Source organism: Pseudomonas sp. BCA17, from assembly GCF_004519405.1.
GTDB lineage: Bacteria > Pseudomonadota > Gammaproteobacteria > Pseudomonadales > Pseudomonadaceae > Aquipseudomonas.
In genome coordinates this window covers 413,571-434,025 of record NZ_SGWI01000006.1, presented here as the reverse complement: position 1 = coordinate 434,025, position 20,455 = coordinate 413,571, and the positions used below count along the sequence as shown (strand labels likewise).

Annotated in this window: 7 protein-coding genes; all 7 read left to right on the top strand. The window is 63.6% G+C overall.

What is annotated here, in order from left to right; all coding sequences use genetic code 11:
- Positions 1-80: 80 nt before the first annotated feature.
- The 7 genes from EXW71_RS22615 to EXW71_RS22580 all read left to right on the top strand — a co-directional run bounded on the left by EXW71_RS22615 (position 81) and on the right by EXW71_RS22580 (position 20,439).
- Positions 81-12,707, top strand: a complete 12,627-nt coding sequence (locus EXW71_RS22615) for a filamentous haemagglutinin family protein (protein ID WP_134661247.1) — start codon at positions 81-83, stop codon at positions 12,705-12,707.
- Between the two features lie 777 nt (positions 12,708-13,484).
- A complete protein-coding gene (locus EXW71_RS29475; RefSeq protein ID WP_134661341.1) occupies positions 13,485-14,078 on the top strand; it encodes a transposase in 594 nt (197 codons plus the stop codon).
- 77 nt (positions 14,079-14,155) lie between these two features.
- On the top strand, positions 14,156-15,736 hold the full coding sequence (locus EXW71_RS22600) for a ShlB/FhaC/HecB family hemolysin secretion/activation protein (RefSeq protein WP_134661340.1): 1,581 nt from the start codon (positions 14,156-14,158) through the stop codon (positions 15,734-15,736).
- Positions 15,737-15,760: 24 nt separating this feature from the next.
- A complete protein-coding gene (locus tag EXW71_RS22595) occupies positions 15,761-17,560 on the top strand; it encodes a DUF2341 domain-containing protein (protein WP_134661339.1) in 1,800 nt (599 codons plus the stop codon).
- An 11-nt stretch (positions 17,561-17,571) separates the two neighbouring features.
- Entirely contained in the window at positions 17,572-17,997 is a 426-nt protein-coding gene (locus tag EXW71_RS22590; protein ID WP_134661338.1) for a biopolymer transporter ExbD, read from the top strand.
- Between the two features lie 3 nt (positions 17,998-18,000).
- Positions 18,001-18,705, top strand: coding sequence for an energy transducer TonB (locus tag EXW71_RS22585; protein ID WP_134661337.1), 705 nt, complete (start codon positions 18,001-18,003; stop codon positions 18,703-18,705).
- A gap of 33 nt (positions 18,706-18,738) precedes the next feature.
- Complete coding sequence (locus EXW71_RS22580) at positions 18,739-20,439, top strand: putative porin (protein ID WP_134661336.1); 1,701 nt, start codon at positions 18,739-18,741, stop codon at positions 20,437-20,439.
- The last annotated feature ends 16 nt before the right edge of the window (positions 20,440-20,455 follow it).

Here is a 20,455-nt window from a genome sequence, read left to right as displayed (position 1 = left end):
TTAAGCAATAACCACTGCACGTGCCCGCGCTGTGTTTGCGCGCCGTCGTTCGCCTGCCCCGTCAAAAGGACCTGTAAGTGATGCGTTCCCGACTCAAGCCATCCGCTACCCGTGCCGCCAAGGCGCCTGCCACCGCAGGTCAAGTGTTGCTCCTCAAGCCCCTGGCGCAGGTGATCGCGTTGATGGTGTTTGCCGGTGGTGCCCATGCGGCGCAGCCTCAGGCGTTCAGTTCGGGTTGGTTTGCCGCCAAGGGCACGGCGCAGGCGGCGGGCAGTGTGCGCCCGGGCGTGGTGACGCCGGGCACGCCGCCACCGTTGTCCCAGCAGCAGCGCGGCAACGAACAGTTGCAGCGCTCATTGCAGAACCTCAACACCAGTGTCGCCGCGATTGCCGCGCAACAGGCCGCGCAGGCTGCGGCGAGGGGCAACGCCAGTGCAGGGCCGCAGACCATCCATAACGGCCTGGGCGGCAATGGCTTGAACGTGGTGATCGGCGCGGACGGCAAGCCGCTGTTCGTCAACGCCGAAGGACCGGTGCAGACCGACGCCAACGGCAAGACCCTGGTGTCAATCAAGCAGACATCCGACAAGGCCATCCTCAACTGGCAAACCTTCAACGTCGGCCGCGACACCACCGTGCAGTTCCAGCAGAACAGCGATTGGGCCGTGCTCAACAAGATCAACAACAGCACCGCGCCGAGCCAGATCCAGGGGGCGATCAAGGCCGACGGCACGGTGATGATCGTCAACGGCAACGGCGTGGTGTTCAGCGGCACAAGCCAGGTCAACGTGCGCAACCTGGTGGCTGCGGCCACTGGGTTCACGGATGAACAATTCACCGCCAGGGGCTTGTACAGCTCCGGCAATAGCGCACCGAGTTTCACTCAAGCCGCCGGCAACGTGACGGTCGAGCGCGGCGCGCAGATCCAGACCCAGGTGCCCGCCACGTCCACCGCCGGCGGCGGTTACGTGCTGTTGCTCGGCAAAGAGGTGGAGAACGCCGGGAGCATTTCCACCGCGCGGGGCCAGACGGTCCTGGCGGCTGGTGACAGCTTTGTGATCAGAAAGGGTTACAGCACCGATGGCAATGTCACCTCCACTACACGTGGCAATGAAGTCAGCGTCACCGGCAGTGGCAAGGCCAGTAACAGCGGATTGATCCAGGCTTCCACCGGCGACATCACCCTGACTGCCCAGCAAGTGCTGCAAAACGGTGTGCTGCTCTCCAGCTCCTCGGTGGACGCCCGGGGCACCTTGCACTTGAAGGGCACGGGCAACGACGCCAGCGTGACCATGGGAGAGGGCAGTCTCAGCGCCATTGTGCTCGACACCAGCAATGCCCTCGACAGCCAGCGTGCCGGGTTGCTCACGCCGTCGGTTGACCAGACCGGCAACGTCGTGCCCGCTGACGCCTACCGCCGCGACCAGTCCCTGGTGGAGATCACCAGCGACGGCAGCGTGGATTTTCGCAAGGGCTCCCTGACTCTCGCCACCGGTGGCCAGGTCGGCGTCAAGGCCGCGCAGCGCAGCTTGGTGCGTGACGGTGCGGTGATCGATGTCTCCGGCGCCATCGGGGTCAAGTTGGCGATGGAGTCCAACAGCGTCAAGGTCAACATCCAGGGCAACGAGCAGCGCGATGCGGCGGTCAACCGCGATGGCAAGGCCCTCAACAACAACGACGTCTGGGTGGATGTACGCGACCTGATTTTCGTCCCGGCCGGCACTAACGGCTATGCCACGGACCGTTGGTACACCGCCGGCGGCTTGCTGGAGGTGGGCGGTTACCTGGGCACCCGCAACCATGGGATTGGCGAGTGGATGGCCCAGGGCGGCACGGTGATGTTCAGCGGCAAGGACGTGGTCACCCAGGACGGCTCGCAGATCAACCTGTCGGGCGGCACCCTCGACGTGCAGGCGGGCAAGGTCAAGCAAACCTGGCTCAAAGGCCCGGACGGGCGTCTGTATGAGCTGTCCAGCGCACCCGGGGACCTGCTCTACAGCGGTATCTACAAGGGTTACGAAGACCATAGCCAGCGCTGGGGCGTGACCGACTATTACTACAACCCGTTGATCGCACCCCGCGAACGCAGCGAGGCCGGCTACACCGTGGGCCGTGATGCCGGGCGCCTGGTCATCAGTACCGCCGGCGCGGTGCTCGAGGGGCAGGCTGTCGGTGACACTTACCAGGGCGATCGCCAGACCCAGGCTGCGCAAAAGGGCCTGGACGGTTACCTGCAATCGCAAAAAGCCGTGGCCCGGGGCGCCGCATTGATGGTCGGCAGCTACGTGCCGTATTACGTCAAGGACAGCGCCCAGTTGCAGTACGCCCTGGGCGCGGATGCCACCACGGTGAAAAACGTCGTGCTGGGACCGCGAGCGCCGGCCATCGCGGCAGGGTTGGACTTGAACAGCGTGTTGCCGGCCGAGCGGGCGTCCACGCTGTATCTGGACAGCGACGCCCTGAACGCGACGAAGCTGGGCGCGATCAACATCGCCAGCACCGGCTCGATTCTGGTCAATGGCGCGCTGGAGGTGGCACCGGCCGGCGACATCACCCTGTTCGGACCCAAGGTCGAAGTGAATGCCAACCTGACCGCGCATTCCGGCAGCCTGCAACTGGGCAATGTATTGGCACAGATCACCTCGGCCGGCAGGAACGACGTGACCCTTGGCACTCGCGGCAGCTTGACGGTGAACAGCGGCGTGGCCCTGGACACCAGCGGCTTGTGGAGCAACCAGTTGTTGAGCGCCAACGATAGCAGCCGGTTGCCCTACCTCAACGGTGGTAGCGTGCTGGTGCGCAGCAGCGGCGATGTGACGCTGGCGACGGGTAGCCGGGTGGACGTGTCCTCCGGTGCGGCCCTGGATGCCAGGAACCAGCTGGTCGGCGGCAAGGGCGGTGACGTGACGCTCGCGGCGAACGCCAACAGCGCCGACAGCCGCGGCAACCTGGCCCTCAACGGTGAATTGATCGGCTATGGGGTCAATGGCGGTGGACGCCTGAGTGTGCAGGCTGGCAAGGTGCTGATCAGTGATCAGCCTGTCGCCCCCCAGGCCGATACGCTGCAACTGGGCAGCGGGTTCTTCAACAAGGGCTTCGGCGCCTATGACATCACCGGCAATGAAGGTTTGCTGGTTGCCGACGGAACCCAGGTCAGCGTGACCGCACCGGTGTACCGCCTCAATGACACCGCGCAAAACCTGGCGAGTGGTGCCGACCCGCGCAACGCGCTTGAGGTCTGGACCCCGCCGCAATACCGGGAAACCCCCACCAAGGGCCAGTTGACCGCACGCAAAGGTGCGAGCCTGAGCCTGCAGGCCGGCACCCTGCTGTCGACAGCGGCGCAGATGGCCTCGGCGCAAGTGCGCATTGGCCAGGGCACGCAGATCAATGTTGACCCAGGCCAAGCGATCAGCCTACGCAGTGTTGGCCAACTGACAGTGGACGGCACCTTGAACGCCTGGGGCGGCAACATCACCCTGGGCGGCGTCAGCGTGCAGCCCACCGTGGCGAGCAGCGTTGAAAACCAGGGCCATGGCCGTTCGATCTGGATTGGCGAGCACGCTGTGCTGGATGTGGCCGCGCGGGCGGTCAGCGCCGTCGACAGCCTGGGTCGGCGCTATGGCGTGGTGGGGCAGGGCGGCAATATCGTCATTGGCGGAGTCATCGACCCGGCCACCGGGATCGCCACGGCAGCCAACGTGTTCGTGGTGGTGCGTGAGGGCGCTCGTCTTGACGCCTCGGGCACCCAGGCGCTGCTGGACCTGACCGGTGCCGGTCCGAGGATGGTTGCCAGTCGGGGGGGCAGTATCTCGCTGGCATCCAACAACGGCGTGTACCTGGACGGCACACTCGTGGCCAACAGCGGAGGCGCGGGGGCTGCGGGCGGCAGCCTGAACGTGGCCCTGGAAGCACCGCTTTATGGCGATGCGGCCAACGCCCGCGTGCGGCAAGCACGCGAATTGGTCGTCAGCGCCTCCGGCTCAGGCACATCGTTGCCCGATGGCGGCACGCCCGAGTCGGTCGCCGGCAGCCTGACTTACGGCCATGGCCGGCTGACGGTCGACCGGGTCAACGCGGGTGGCTTTGATAACCTGTCGCTGCTCAGTAATGGCCTGGTCAGCTTCGAGGGTGACGTGTCGCTGCGCCTGGGGCAGAGCCTGAGCCTGTACGCCGGGGCCATGGCCTTGGCGGATGGGGCGTCCCGACAGGCCAGCGTGTTATTGGCGGCGCCCTATGTGCGCCTGGCCGGGGTTGGCAACAACAGCGAAGGCACTGACGGCTCGGTTCGCCCGACGGTCCAGGGCGGCGTTTCCACTCAGGGCTCAGCGGGCCGCTTGAGGGTTGAAGCTGCAAACGTGCTGGATGTGCGTGACGGGGTTAACTTCGGTGCCCATGCCGAACGCTCGAAAGCGCTGGCCGACGGGATTGATCGACGTGCGTTCGATCAGGCCGATCTGGTCAGTCAAGGCGACATGCGTTTTTTGGCGGGCACTACGTTCAAGACCAAAACCACCTTGACCACCCAGGCTGACCTGAACCTCACGGCCGCACAGATTTACCCGGCGACCGGAGCTGTTGCCGAAGTCATGGCCGGCAATACCGGGCTCAACAGCGACTTTGATCCGACACGGACCCTGCGCATCGGCAGAGTCGGCACTTTGGCTCCGGCCCAGCCTTATTCGGTGTTCGGCAGCTTGTTACTGGGCGCTTCGACCATCGAACAAGGTGGTGTGTTGCGGGCCCCCATGGGCGCGCTGACGCTGGGTGTGAGTGCTGACATCGTTCGTTCGACCAAAGTGCTCAACCTGCTGCCTGGCAGCCTGACCTCCGTCAGCGCCGGTGGCCTGGTGCTGCCTTATGGCGGGACAGTCGACGGCGTGACTTGGCAGTACAACGGCAAGCAGGTGGAACTGTTGGGCGCCGGCGGCACCCGTGCAACGGGCAACCTGGCGGTGGGCGTGCAACTGGCGGGGCGCTCGCTGAATGTGCAGCAGGACGCGGTGCTGGACCTCAGCGGTGGCGGCGAACTGCTCGGCGCGGCGTTTGTTTCCGGGCGCGGGGGCTCCACCGATGCACGCTACAACCCGTTGGTACAGATGGGCGCGGACGGGCGCTTTACCTTGCCGGGGCTGGCGACCAACCCGGTCTACGCCATTGTTCCGGGCGTGCAGCCGGGCGTAGCACCCAGCGGTGGCGAGGCGGGGGCTACCCAGCCGCTGGCAGGTCAACAAATCAATATCGGGGCAGGTGTGCCGGGCCTTCCAGCAGGCACCTACACCTTGCTGCCGTCCACTTATGCCCTGTTGCCGGGTGCGTTTCGGGTAGAGCTCAACGGCTTGGCAGCGCCATTCGCCAGCGGTTCGATGCGCAGCGCCTCAGTCATGAATAACGGTTCCTGGTCAACCGAAGGATTCCTGTCGATTGCCGGATCCGGCATTCGCGACAGTTTATCGAGCCAGGTGATCGTCACCCCGGCGGCGGTATTGCGCCGGTATTCGCAATACAACGAAACCTCCTATGCCGATTTCGTTCGTGCTGATGCGGCACGCCTGGGGGTGCCGCGTGGCGCGCTTGAGGCCGACGCCAAGACCTTGAAGCTGCAATTGATCCCTGGTCAGCAAGGCCAGGGGTTCAGCTTTGACGGCGAGGGGCGATTCAAACCCGCCGAAGGTGGGTTTGGTGCCACGGTTGCGGTGCTGAGTGGCGGTAATGCTATCGAGGTGGTTGCTGATACCGCCCAGGCCAGTCACACGGCGTCGATGGTGTCGGTGCGCGCCAGCGATTTGAATGCCTTGGGCGCGGCCCGCCTGGTGGTGGGCGGCGAAACGACGGTGGTGTATGGCCAGGGCGGCAACTTCGTCGGGTTCGACACAGGAACCACTGCGCAGTCGGTTGTCGTACGTCAGGGCGCCACACTGGCGGCACCGGAAGTGTTCTTGATGACAGGAAGAACTTCGGGTGCCATTGAGATCGAACAAGGCGCGTCGATCAATACCCTCGGTCGCGGCAAGGCTGCCTATGATTCGGATAATGGCTTTATTTATCGGCCTGGCGATCGCAGTGTATTGGCCGTCTCCAATGGGCGTCTGCAGATGCTGGCGCCGACCAGCGGCGCCAATGGCCTAGGGCCGGGCAGCATCCTCATTGGCCAATGCAATCCAGGGGCTTGCGGCGGTGATACGTCGCTGTATTCCGAGGGCTCGATTGCGTTTGCTACCACCAACCGGTTTGCGTTGGGCGACAGCGTGCGCTACGGCACCCGCCATCTGGCACTGGCGGTGGGCGGGATCAACGTCGGCAGTGCCGAGGCGCTGGCCGAAGCGGCTGCGCGTGGCGTGTTGCCGTCGGGCTTGAGCCTCAACCAGCAAGTGCTGGATCGCCTGTTGCGGGGTGACACCGCCAATGGCGCGCCGGCCCTGCAAAGCCTGGCGCTGACCGCCGGGCAATCGTTGAATTTCTATGGCAGCGCCAGCTTGAGTACCCTCGACAGTTCGGGCAAATCGCTGCTTGATGAACTTCTGCTGACCACGCCGGCGATCTACGGGTACGGCAGCGCAAGTGACGTGGCTTTGATCCAGACCGGCACCTTGGTATGGGGCGGCGACAAAACTGCGCCGCCCGCCGTGATCAGCAACGGCGCAGGCACCGGCAGTGGCACGCTGACGTTGCAGGCGCGGCGCATCGAGTTCGGTTATGGCCGAAATACCCAGCCCGACAGCCTGGCCAACGATGGCCGGATGACCCTGGGTTTCGCCAACGTCAATCTCAATGCCAGTGAGCGCATCAGCGCCAACCACAAAGGCAGCCTGGCGGTGCACCAGGCCCAGGGCGCCTATGAAGCCGGTAAGGGCTTCGCCTACAGCGGCGGCAATCTGGCCATCACCACGCCTTTGCTGACCGGCGAAGCGGGTTCGGTCAATCGCATCAGCGCCGGTGGCACAGTGACCGTGACGGCCCCGGCCAGCGGTGCGGCATCGGTGGATGCGGCAGCCATCGACGCCCTGGGGGCGGAGTTGATGCTGTCCGGGCGCAATGTAGGCGTCGATACCTCGGTCGTGCTGCCCAGCGGCAAGCTGACCCTCAGCGCCGATGAGGAACTGACCCTGGGCGCGGCTTCGCGTCTGGACCTCAGTGGGCGCAAAGTACAGATCAACGATGTGAGCCAATACAGCTGGGGCGGTGATGTGAGCCTGGAAAGCCGCCACGGCAATATTCGCCAGGCGGCAGGCGCGCTGATCGATATGTCCGCGCAGTTCAACCAGGGTGGTTTGCTCAAGGCGGTGGCGGTGGACGATGGCGCGGGTCAGGTTGACCTGCAAGGGCAGATTCGCGCCGGCAGCAGCGGCTATTACGATGCCGGTGGCACTCTGGTGCCGTACAAGGCGGGTGGTGTGGACATCCGAGCGCAGCAGATGGGTGATTTCGCCGCCCTGAACCAGCGCTTGAACCAAGGCCAGGTGTTCGGCTCGCGCAGCTTCCAGCTCAAGCAAGGCAACTTGGTGATTGGCGATGAGCTCAAAGCCAACCTAGTCAACGTCTCGGTGGATAACGGTAGCCTGACGGTGGTGGGCACCGTCGATGCCAGTGGCGAGCGGGTCGGCAGCATTCGCCTGGCCGGCAAGCAGGGCCTGAGCCTCGCCGGCAGTGCAGTACTGGATGCCCACGGCACGGCTCTGCGGGTCGACAGCTACGGCAAGATTATCGATGCGCCGAACCGGGCAGTGGTGGAACTCAACAGCGGCGACGGTCAGCTGACCCTGGCCGATGGCGTGCGTATTGACCTGCGCCACGGCACGGCGGCGGCCCAGGGTAGTGGCCGTGGGCAATACGACGGAGTAGCCCGCGGCACCCTGGAGCTCAATGCACCACGGCTCAATGCCAATGACGTGGCCATTGATGCGAGTGGGCGGATCAACGTTCAGGGTGCCCGCTCCATTGCGGTAAACGCAGTGGCTCGTTATACCGATGCACCGCTTGGCACCGTGCCTTCGGCCAGTGGCCAGCCGTACCAGGTGATCGACCAGAATTACCTGAAGCAAAAGCATGACCTTGCCGAAGCCTTTATCAACAACGCCTTGAACAACACTGGGTTGATGCAGGGCAAACTCGCGGGCTTGAACAACAGCCGCTACACCGAGGCCTTCCATCTGCGTCCAGGTGTTGAAATCGTCACTCAGGGCGACCTGGTAGTCAGTGGCGACCTCGACCTTTCCGGTTACCGTTACGCCAGCGTCAACCCCAACACACCGAAGACCTCGGTATACGGTTCGGGTGAAGTGGGCAGCCTGGTGGTACGTGCCGGTGGCAACATCAACGTCTACGGCAGCATCAACGACGGTTTTGCGCCGCCGCCGGTAACGCCGGACGACAATGGTTGGGTATTGACCCCGGGCCTGCAAGGGTTTGGCTCCGATGTGATCGTGCCCGGCCCTGGTGTGGTCCTGGCGAATGGCAGTGCGTTCCCTACCGGCAAGACCCTCAACTACCCATTGCCGATGCAGGCCACCAGCTTGGCCCAAGGGACTGTGCTGCCGACCCTGGGTACGCTCGATGCGCCTCTGACCCTGCCGGCCAACACCGTGTTGAGCGCGGCGGTACGCGACGGCGCCGGCAACCTGCTGTACGCCGCCGGTACGTTGCTGCAACAACCTGTAGTGCTGGCCGCCGGTACGCAACTGGAGGCGGGCACGGTATTGGCTGGCGCCGCTTCCCTGCGTGCCATGACCTGGCCTGCGGGCGTGCCATTGCCCAGCCGTGGGGCCGTGTCGGGCGGTGCGGCCGATGGTGTGTTGCTGGCCGGTGACCTGGCGCTCAAGGTGGGGGCGCTGATTCCTTACGGCACAGACGTCAAGCTGCCCACCGGCACGGTGTCGGTGCCGTTGCGTACCGTGACCGGCGCCACCGCGCGGCAGAACTGGGCCGTGGCACCGATGCTGGCCGAGGGCTCGCAGTCGTGGTCGTTGCGCCTTGTTTCCGGCGCCGATACCCAGGCTGCCGACACGCGCTCGATCCGGCCGGCCTTTGCCGGTGACCTGACGCTGGCCGACACGCACTACGGCATCTACGAAACCCACGACAAGATCATCATCCCGGCCCAGCCGGCGCGGCCAGGCGGGGCCTGGTACTGGAGCGATTTTGCCGCCGAGTTGTTTGGTTTCGAGGCTGGAACGCCGGTGCAGGAGGCTGATTGGGGCTTTTGTGATGAAGCGCAAATGTGTGTTCGCGTCAATTACGTGTGGAGTGATCTTGCAGAGCTCTTCGGCTTTGTTCCCGGCAAGCCGGTCTCCTCGGCGGACGAGAGTTTCTGCGACCCGGATATGTGCGTTTCCCTGGGCGAGCCGATTCCGGCAAAACCCGAGCAGGTGACCATCGGTGACGTGAAACTAGTTTCGCCAGTGAGTCAGCACTTCAGCGTATTGCGCACCGGCACCGGGGACCTGGACCTGATCGCCTCAGGCAATGTGGCGATGAAATCGCCTTATGGCATCTACACCGCAGGAACCTCCAGCGCTTCTCGCGCAGGCAGTGCCGCTGCGGACTTTGACCGGGCTCGTACGATCTCGGCGGATGGAACGGTACTGGGTAGTGCGGCCAAGGCGTATGAAGCCTTGGTCAATGAGAGCAGCGCCAGCCCTTATGCCGCTTGGTATCCCGACGGAGGCGGCAATGTATTGCTGCGCACGGGCGGTAGCCTGACGGGCGATGTCTGGACGCCGAACACGGATGTGGCAGCCCCCAACGACGGTCGCATTCAACTCAACAGTACGAACCTGGGTAACTGGTTGTGGCGCCAAGGCACGGGCAACACTGCGGGTGTATCCCCCATACCCACCAGTTGGTGGGTCAACTTTGGCACTTACGTAAAGAGCGAAGCCGGCGCCAACATGTATTTCGAAGACGCTGCGCAGATAAACCAGCTACCACGCCTGGTGGGGTTCACCGGTGTCGGCACCCTGGGTGGCGGCAACCTGACCCTGGACCTGGGCAGCGATGGCGGCATGCAGACTCGACGCGGCGCACTGGGTGGGAGGACAGCACCACGTAGTGAAGGGTTGGTGTTGGCGGTTGGGAGTACCGGGCGGGTCGTTGACGGCCAGTTGCTGCTGACCGGTGGTGGTGACCTGGATGTGCGTATGGGCGGGGATTTGAACCCGGGGCTGGAGGCTCGTGCGACGCGACCTAATGCTGACAGTTTATTGTCAGGCGACGTCAAAGCAGAAACCCTCAGCCTCAATGGTGTCTTCACCAACCTGCGGGGTGCCTTGAACCTGCAGGTCGGCAGCCTGGGAGGAATCGCCTTGAACTATGGCGGTATGCGTGGCGATCAAGATGCCAAGGACACACGGGCCTACTCGCCGTACACCGCGAGCCTGGGTACGGCCACCGGCGGGATCACGCTGATGCTTGGTGATGCCACGGCGAGCCTGTCGACCCGGGGTGACTTAGTGTTGGCGGGGACCGGCGACCCTGGCCGTGTCTCTACCGAAAATAACCAGGCGTTCAATTACAACGGTCAAAACTATGGTAATGGGGCCACTTGGTTCTCGTTATGGACCGAGCGCACGGCTATCGACTTATTCTCCGCAGGTGGCAGCTTGACGCCTAGCGTGCAGAGCGTATCGCTTAGCCCAGGTGGCGATGCTTCCCCGTTGAAAGGGCAGAATTACTCCAGTACCGACGGACGCTTCATTTTCCCTTCGAAACTCGGCGTGGTGGCCGCCAACGGCAGCATCTATCTCGGCGCGTCTGCATTGGGCATTGGCCCGCAGCCTAACAACCCGGCGTATTCACTGTTGCTTGCACCGTCGAGCAACGGGCGGCTGGCGATGCTGGCCGGGGATTCGATCTACGCCAGCGGTTACGCGGTCAACCAGTCGGGTGACAGCCTGGCTTCGATACCGACGCCTTTCGCGCCAGCCTTTGTCGGCCGAAACGGGTTCAGCCAGGTCGTCGACAACCTGGGCAGTAACGCCATGTTGGATGACCTGTCGTTGTTTGCCTTGCGCAGCCTGACCGACCTTGCGCGCCCGGCCGCCCAGTCAGAACCGGCCAGGTTTTATACCCGGCAAGGCGATATCGTAGGCTTGCGCAGTGGTGAAATCATCACATTCAACGGGGACCGGCAAGGGCAGGTCCGTTATGAAGCCGCAGGCCCGGTATGGATGCGGGCAGGGCGTGACATCGTCAGTTCCGGCACGTATCTGGGCCAGCCGACGATGTTCCCTGCGCTGCGGGGCAATAACGGCGATTACAGCGGGGCAAGCAGCGGCAACGTGTTCGTTCACAACCGCCCCGAGGATGTGTCGGTGGTCTCGGCCGGGCGCGACATCGTCTACAGCAACTTCAGCGTCGCCGGGCCCGGAACGTTGGAGGTCAGCGCCGGGCGCAACCTGTTGATGGAAGACAAAGCCTCGATCACCAGCCTGGGACCCGTGGCGGTGGGGGACTCGCGCCCGGGTGCCTCAATCGTGCTGGAAGCCGGGGTTGGGTCCAATGGCCTGGATTACCTGAAATTCGTGACGCCCTACCTGGACCGCGCCAACCAGGCGGTCGAAGGCGTGCCCCTGGCCGGGCAGGCGGGCAAAGTGGCGAAAACCTACGAGGCCGAACTGCTGCAATGGCTCAAGGAACGCTATGCCTTCAGCGGCGACGCCGACCAGGCACGGGCGTACTTCGCGGGCCTGGGCCCCGAGCAACAACGCATCTTCGCCCGCTCGGTGTACTTCGCCGAAGTGCGCGAGGGCGGTCGTGAGTTCAACCTGGCCACCGGCCCGCGTTCCGGTAGCTTTGTGCGCAGCCGCGCCGCCATCGACCGGCTGTTGCCGAGCAAGGACGTGGCGGGCAACCCGATCGTGTATGACGGCGACATCACCCTGTACGGCGGTGCCGGGGTGCATACCCGGTTTGGTGGCGATATCCAGATGCTCACGCCGGGCGGTCAGCAGGTGTTCGGCATTGAAGGGTCTGCACCGCCGGCCAGTGCCGGGGTGATCACCCAAGGTGCCGGGGACATTCAGCTGTATGCCCAGGGCAGTATCCTGCTGGGTCAGAGCCGCATCATGACGACCTTTGGCGGGTCGATTCTAGCCTGGTCCGACTCAGGCGATATCAACGCCGGGCGCGGCTCGAAAACCACTGTGCTCTACACCCCGCCCAAGCGGGTGTATGACACCTGGGGCAATGTGACTTTGTCGCCCAACGTGCCGAGTTCCGGCGCGGGTATTGCCACCCTGGCGCCGATTGCCGAAGTGCCGGCCGGTGACATCGACCTGTTGGCTCCAGCGGGCACCATCGATGCGGGCGAAGCGGGCATTCGGGTGTCGGGTAACGTCAACATTGCCGCCTTGCGTGTGGTCAACGCGGCGAACATCCAGACCCAAGGTAAATCGTCCGGGGTGCCGGTGACGGCGGCGGTGAACACCGGCGCGATGACTTCGGCCAGTGCGGCGGGCGCGGCGGCGTCCCAGGCGGCGGAGGATGCGGCGCGCAGCCAGCAGGCGGCGGCGAAGCAGGGCCGGGCGTCAATCGTGACGGTGGAGGTGTTGGGGTTTGGCACTGAGCCAGTGCCGCGTGAGCCGGAGCCTCAACAGAAGACATCTGCGTACAACCCGAACAGTCCGGTGCAGGTGTTGGGCGCGGGGCCGTTGAGTGAGCAGGCGCAGGCGCGGTTGACGGATGAGGAGCGGCGGCAGATCAATTTGTAAGGGTTTTGGAAGGACCTCTCGATGGACCGTTTGGGGCGATCAGTGATTGCCCCGTTTTTTTTGGGTGGCGGTGTACATATCCGTTGCTGCGGTAACGGCGGCTTATGGTTCCGCTCTTACAGCGGCTCACTTTGGAAAAGCCGGAATGCCGGCCCAGCCCAAAGTAAGCAATGGGCTCTGCCCCGCCTTTCGGCACCTCGCTTAGGCTCGGTGTGCCCTCACTCCGGCATTGCTCCGCGGGCCGCCGCGCTGCTTCTCTGTAGGAGCGCGTGTGTTTTTGCTGTTGCTTCACCCCACTCAAGCCGGCCGGTAGGCCGCTGTGCTCTTGCTTTTGATCTTGATCTTAGGCGCCCCGTTAAACCACGCTGGCCGAACGCAGGCTTTGGAGCGTGGGTAACCCGGCAGGACGCCGGGTTAGCCGTCCTGGGCCAAGGATGGCCCATGACGGCGGCCCACGGTCCAAAGCCGGAGTGAGGGCACACCGAGCCTGGGCGAGGTGCCGAGTGGTGGGGCAAGAGCGTTTTGCTTACTTTTGCGCTCTTCAAAAGTGAGCCGCTGTAAGAGCGGAACCATAAGCCGCCGTTACCCAAATAACGGATATGCACCCAAAAAGCCCAGCTGAAAAAATGCCCCCCTCTCAATCCAAAATGAAGCTTTCATGACAAAAGTTCGGTAGCCCGCATCCACTCCCGTCTTGCCTATGTAACGCGCTGGAGGCGATCAAAAGTCCCCTCCAAAGCCGTCAGCAGGACGCCAGGAGTGGGGCACATGGGAACTATGGAACGTTACTCGAAAGTCGGCATGCAGGAGCTCGATCAGCGCCTGTCGAAGATCGTCGAAGCCGCGCGCAAGAAGCCGGTTTCGGTGTACCGCTACGGCGCGCCGTGGGTGTGGATCGTCTCTCAGGACGATTGGCAGGGCGCCTTGAAGGAGGTCTCCAGCTACATCCCCGACGGCCATTCGCTGGTGTTGCTGCGCCCGCAGATCGACGAAGTGCTCGACCAGCACCGTGACCTGCTCCAGGCCGAGCCGGGCATGTTGATTGCCCCGCACACCGTGGTGCACATCCTGCTGCTGCAACTGCTGTATTCGGTACCCAGCGAACAGCAGCTGCACGAACAGCTCAATTACAACCTGCTGTTCCGCTGGTTCGTCGGCCTCGACCTGAACCAGAAAGTGTGGGGCATTCACGCCCTGCAGCGCGACATCGCCACGTTGCTGAACAACCCGCGTGCGGTGCAACTCATCCAGAAAATCATCGGTGAAGTGTTTTGTGGCGCCTTGCTGCACATGCCGGAGTTCTCCTTGAACTTCGCCCTGCTGCACACCTGGCTGGCCCGGCACAGCCATCTTTCGACCACCAGCAATTGAGCAGGCCGAACGCCGTGCAATCGGCGAAGGCGCATAACTTTTCTAGACAACTCTTTTTTAGACAACCGGGGGGCGGTGTGGAGCATCTGTTCAAGTCAACGCTGGCGCTGTGCCTGACGCTGGGGGCCTTGGCCCAACCCGCGTGGGCCGAAGAGGAGGGCGCGGCACGCCGGGTGGACGTCAACGAATACTTCGTGCGCGGCAATACCGTACTCGATGCGGCGGCGATCGAGGAAGCGGTGTACCCGTTCCTGGGTCCGCAAAAGACCCTCGGCGATATTGAAGGCGCACGCGATGCGTTGCAGAAGATCTACCAGGCGCGCGGCTACCAATCGGTGTTTGTGGAGTTGCCCGAGCAGAAAGTCGATGACGGCATCGTCTATCTGCAAGTCAGCGAAACCAAGGTTGGCCGGGTGCGGGTGGTCGGCGCCAAGCACTATTCGCCGGTGGAAATCCGCGAAGACGTGCCGGCGCTCAAGGAAGGCGCGGTGCCGGATTTCACCAGCGTGCAAACCCAGCTGGCGGGGCTCAACCGTGGCGTCGGTCGGCAAGTGACGCCGCTGGTACGCGAAGGGCAGCGCCCGGGCACCATGGACGTCGACCTGCAGGTCGAAGACCAGAACCCCTGGCACGCCAGCGTCGGCCTGAACAACGACTACAGCGCCGACACCAAAGAGCTGCGCTCGGTAGCGACCGTGGGTTACGACAACCTCTGGCAACTGGGTCACAGCATTTCCCTGACCTATTTCACCGCACCCGAGGACACTAGCAATGCCAAGGTCTGGTCGGGCTCCTACAGCGCCCCGTTGAATGAGCGCTGGACCTTGCAGTTCTCCGGTTACCAGTCCGACAGCAATATCGCAACCATCGGCGGCAGCAACGTGTTGGGCAAGGGCCATTCCTACGGTGTGTCGGCCATCTACAACCTGCCGGCCAGTGATAACTGGGCCCATTCGTTCTCCTTCGGCGTGGACTTCAAGGACTTCGACGAACAACTGAAGTTGGGCAGCAACAGTGACCAGGTGCCGCTCAAATACGCGCCATTCACGTTCGGCTACAACGGCTATCGCTACAGCGAGCAGTCTTCCCTGGGCCTGGGCTTGAACCTGGTGGTGGGCACCCGCGCGTTCTTTGGCTATGGCAGCGACTCACAGGACTTCGAGTACAAGCGCTACAAGGCCAGCCCCAGTTTCGCGGTGCTCAAGGGTGACGTGAATTACACCTACACCTTCAGCAACGACTGGCAGTCGGCGACCAAGAGCGGCTTCCAACTGGCCTCGGGCCCGCTGGTCTCCAACGAACAGTATTCCGCCGGGGGGGCCACTTCGGTGCGCGGCTACCTCGCTGCGGAGCGCACGGGCGATGAGGGCATCCTGTTCTCCCAGGAAATGCGCACACCGTCCCTCGCCAGGTTCCTCGGCAGTTATGTGCAGGAATGGCGTTTCTACGCGTTCGCCGAGGGGGCGCGCCTGCGCCTGCAAAAACCGCTTGCCGAGCAAGAAGACGAATACAGCCTGGCCAGCGTTGGCCTGGGCACCCGCGCCAGTTTGAGCAAATGGTTATCCGGCAGCCTGGATTGGGGCTACCCGCTGCTCGATGGACCGAACACCCAGAAACAGGACTCGCGGTTGCACTTCAGTGTGCAGGCGACTTTCTGACCTTATCTTCCGGAGACTTCACCCATGCAACGCCTATTCCTGAGCCTGTTGATCTGCCTGGGCTTTACACTCCCGGCCACCGCCCATGCCTGGTGGCAGGACGATTGGCACTACCGCAAACAGATCACCGTGGACACCACCGCCCAAGGCGCGGCGATCAACCAGGCCCTGGGCCGTACCGCGCTGCTGGTGCGCCTGCACACCGGCAATTTCAGCTTCGATGGGGTCAAGGACGATGGCGCCGACCTGCGCTTTGTCAGTGCCGATGACAAGACCGTGTTCAACCACCAGATCGAAAGCTTTGACCCACTGATGGGCATGGCGCTGATCTGGGTCGATGTGCCCAAGGTCGAAGGCGGCCAGCGCCAGGACATCTGGATGTACTACGGCAACCAGAAAGCACCGTCCACCGCCAACGGCCAACTGACGTTCGACCCAAATTACACCGCCCTCTACCACTTCGATGGCGCCAACGGCACGCCGCCACGGGACACCACCGCTTATGGCAATACGGCGGTGAATGCCAGCGGCGCCAGCATCGACGGCGTGATCGGCCGCGCCTTGCAGTTCGGCGGTCAACCGTTGCTGCTGCCGGCCAGCCCGTCGTTGCAACACGCGGCAGGTGGGGCATTCACCTTCAGTGCCTGGCTGCGTCTGGACCAGGCCAGTGGCGAGCAGGTGGTATTGGCCCGTCGCGATGGCCCGCACAGCCTGGTGCTCGGTGTGAACCAAGGGACTCCGTTTGTGGAGGTTGACGGCCAGCGCGCCGCCTCCACCCAGCCGCTGAACCCCGGCCAATGGCAACACCTGGCGTTCACCGCCGAAGGTGAAAAGCTCGCGCTGTACGTCAACGGTCGCGAAACCGCGAGCCTGGCCGTGGCGTTGCCGGCGTTCAATTCGCAACTGGCGCTCGGTGCCGACCTGCCTGAAGCCGCCAACGGTCACCTGCCGTTCGCCGGGGCGATCGATGAGTTGCGCCTGTCCAAGGTAGCCCGTCCGGCCACACTGCTGCTGGCCGATGCCAGTGCCCAGGGCGCCGAGTCGAAACTGGTGGTTTACGGCGTGGATGAAGAACAGTCGGGCTTTGGCTTCGGCAGCCTGGGTTTCCTGCTCAAGGCCGTGCCGGTGGATGCCTGGGTGATCATCCTGGTGCTGGTGGCGATGATGTTCCAGTCGTGGTTCATCATGTTGCGCAAGAACCGCATGGTCAGCCGCGTGAGCGCGGCCAACGAAATCTTCCGCGGCGAGTTCGCCCAGATCGGTACGCGCCTGGAGATGTACTACGACGATGCCGTGCTGGCCGAGCGCCTGGAGCATTCGTCGCTGTGGCGCCTGTACCGCGTGGCGATCAAGGAGATCCGCACACGCCGTGCCCAGGGGGCCGACACATCGTCGGTGTCGGCAGCCACCATCGAAGCCATCCGCTGCTCCATGGACGGCGTGCGTACCCGGGAAAACCAGGCACTCAGTTCCAAATTGTCGACCCTGTCCAACGCCATCGCCGGCGGCCCGTATATCGGCCTGCTGGGTACGGTGCTGGGGATCATGGTGGTGTTCCTCGGCACGGCCATGGCCGGTGACGTGAACATCAACGCCATTGCCCCGGGCATGGCGGCGGCTTTGCTGGCCACGGCCATGGGCCTGTTTGTCGCGATCCCGGCGTTGTTCGGCTACAACCGCCTGATTACGCGCAACAAGGAAGTCAGCGCCGATATGCGGGTGTTCGTCGACGAGTTCATCACCCGCCTGGCGGAGATGCACGGCGAGAGCCAGTCCAGCGAAGCGGCGCACCGTCGTGGGCATCACGCCCCAGTGTCGGCCTGAGGAGAATCGCCATGGCTAGCGTAAATGCCTCCCACGACGATGACGATGATGCCGCCGTCGACACGATCAACATCACACCTCTGGTGGACGTGCTGATGGTGGTGTTGGTGATGTTCATCCTCACCGCTACCGCCCAGGTCTCGGGCATCCAGATTCATCTGCCCAAGGCCAGTGCCTCGGTGTCGCTGTCCGCAGCCAAGACCAAGGCCATCTCGGTGAACGATGGCGGCCAGGTGTTCCTCGATGCCTACCCGGTAACCCTGGCTGAGCTGGAAGACCGTTTGCGTATCGAGAAGGCGCAGAGCCCGGATTTCCCGGTGATTGTGCGCGGTGATGCGTTGGTGCAGTACCAGAAGGTGATCGAGGTGCTCGATCTGTTGCGTCGGCTGGAGCTGTCCCAGGTCGGGCTGGTCACCGGCAAACCGAGCCAGGGCTGAGCCATGACCGCACAGATCCCGATGCCGCCCGTGCCCGCGAAGAACAAGCCGGCGCTGCGCCCATTGAAGTGGGGCCTCGGCTTACTGCTGGGGGCCGTAGCGGCGTGGTTTTTATGGCAGTGGGCCAATGACATGAGCGGCGTGCGCCGTGAGGCGCCCAAGGTGCCGACCATTATCCCGCTGCCGCCACCACCGCCTCCGCCGCCGGAAAAACCCAAGGAACCCGAACCCCAGGTTGAAGAAAAAATCCCGGAGCCGGTGCCCACCCCCGAACCGGAAGAGGTCAAGCCGGCGGAGGAAGCACCGCCGTCACCGGCCGATGACCTGGCCAATCCGATGCAGATCGACGGCGATGCGCAGTCCGGCAACGACGGTTTCAACATCGGTGCGGGCAAGGGCGGCGGCATGGCCGGTTCCGGCGGTGGTGGCTTGGGCACCGGCACTTACAAACAGTACTTGGCAGGGGTGTTTCAGCGCCTGTTGAGGGAAGACCCGGAGCTACGCAAGAAGGCTTATGCGGTGCAGGCCGATTTGTGGCTCAGCGCCGAGGGCCAGGTGACGCGGGCTGAGCTGGTGAAGTCCAGCGGCGACGCCGAGACCGATGCACAAGTGCTTGCCGCCTTGCGTATGCCCCATGCAACACAACGCGTCCCGGCGGCCGTGACCATGCCGGTGCGGCTGTCGCTCAAGGGCCGACGCCCGGATTGATCAAACCCCATTTTTGACAGGAGTTGCGTACACATGATTTCCCCCGTGAATCGACTGACCCTGGCGGTCGGCATGGTCATCGCCACCCTGGTCAGCCAGGCGTCGGCAGCACCGGTTGCACCCTCGGAAAACGTCACGATCAATTTGATCCGCCTGCTGGTGCAGCAAGGTGTGCTGACCCAGGACGCAGCAAATGGCTTGATCGCCCAGGCCGAGCAGCAGGCCCAACAGGCGCGCCAGGCCAACGCTGCCCCGGTGGTCGCCAGCGGCCCTGCGGCGGCCCCTGGGGATGTCCGGGTGCAGTATGTGCCACAGGCGGTGCGTGACCAGATTCGTGACCAGGTCAAAGCTGAAGTCATGGCCACTGCCAAACAGGAAAACTGGGCACAGCCCAATACCTTCCCGGACTGGGTGTCGCGCATCACGTTCGACGGCGATATCCGTCTGCGAGACGAGTCGCGCTACTTCTCGGGCAACAACAGCAACGAAATCGTCGACTACGCCAAGCTCAACGAAAGCGGCCCGTACGATGTCAACAAAGACACCAACACCAAGCTGCCGCCGTTGCTCAATACCACCAAAGACCGGCAGAACCTGTTCCGCCTGCGCGCCCGCCTGGGCATGAAGGCGGTGATCTCGCCGGAATGGACCGCCGGCATTCGTATCGGCACCGGCTCCGACAACAACCCGGTGTCGACTACCCAGACCTTGGGCGGCGGCTTCGGCAAGAAGGACATCTGGCTCGACCAGGGCTACATGAGCTGGAAGGCCAGCCCGGACCTGACGCTGACCGCCGGACGCTTCGCCAACCCGTTTTATTCCACCGACATTCTGTATTCCCCGGACCTGAACTTCGACGGCATCGCCGCCAACTTCAACCATGCGCTGAATAACGAATGGGGCGTGTTCGGCACCCTGGGTGCGTTTCCGGTGGAATACACCTCAGACGCCGCCAGCAGCAACGGTTTCGACAAGGAAGACAGCGACACCAAATGGCTGTTCGGCGGCCAGGTGGGTGCCAACTGGAAGATCAACCGTAGCAACAACCTGAAGGGTGCGGTGGCCTACTACCACTTCGATGATATCGAGGGTAAACGCTCCAGCCCATGCTCGCCCTGGGCCGGACAACCGGCGTGTGACAGCGACGGCTCGCGCCTGGCCTTCATGCAAAAGGGCAACAGCGTCTTCCTGCTGCGTGACATCGTGCCCAACCCGGCCACCCCTGGCCTGACCCCACAACCGCAGTTCGTGGGCCTGGCGTCCAAGTTCGATGTGCTGGACCTGAACCTGGCCTGGGACACCGAGCTGCCCAGCGACTTCAAGCTGCGCACGCAAGGCAACTACATCCACAACCTGGCGTACGACAAGGGCGAGATGCTCAAGCGCAGCGAAGGCCAGATCGTCAACAACATCAACAGCAACGGCCAGTTTGAAAGCGGCGGCAACGCGGCAATGGTGCAGTTCACCCTGGGTAATGCCCTGGAGATGCGCAAGCGTGGCGACTGGAACGTGTTGGCCGGCTACAAGTACATCCAGCCGGATGCCTTGCCCGACGGCTTCAACGACTCCTCGTTCCATCTCGGCGGGACCAACGCCAAGGGCTACTTCATTGGCGGCAACTACGGCATCGACAAGAACATCTACGCCAGTGCCCGTTGGCTGAGTGGCTCCGAAGTGTATGGCGCACCGTTCGATATCGATGTGATGCAACTGGAACTCAACACGCGCTTCTGATGCGCAGGGGGATGCC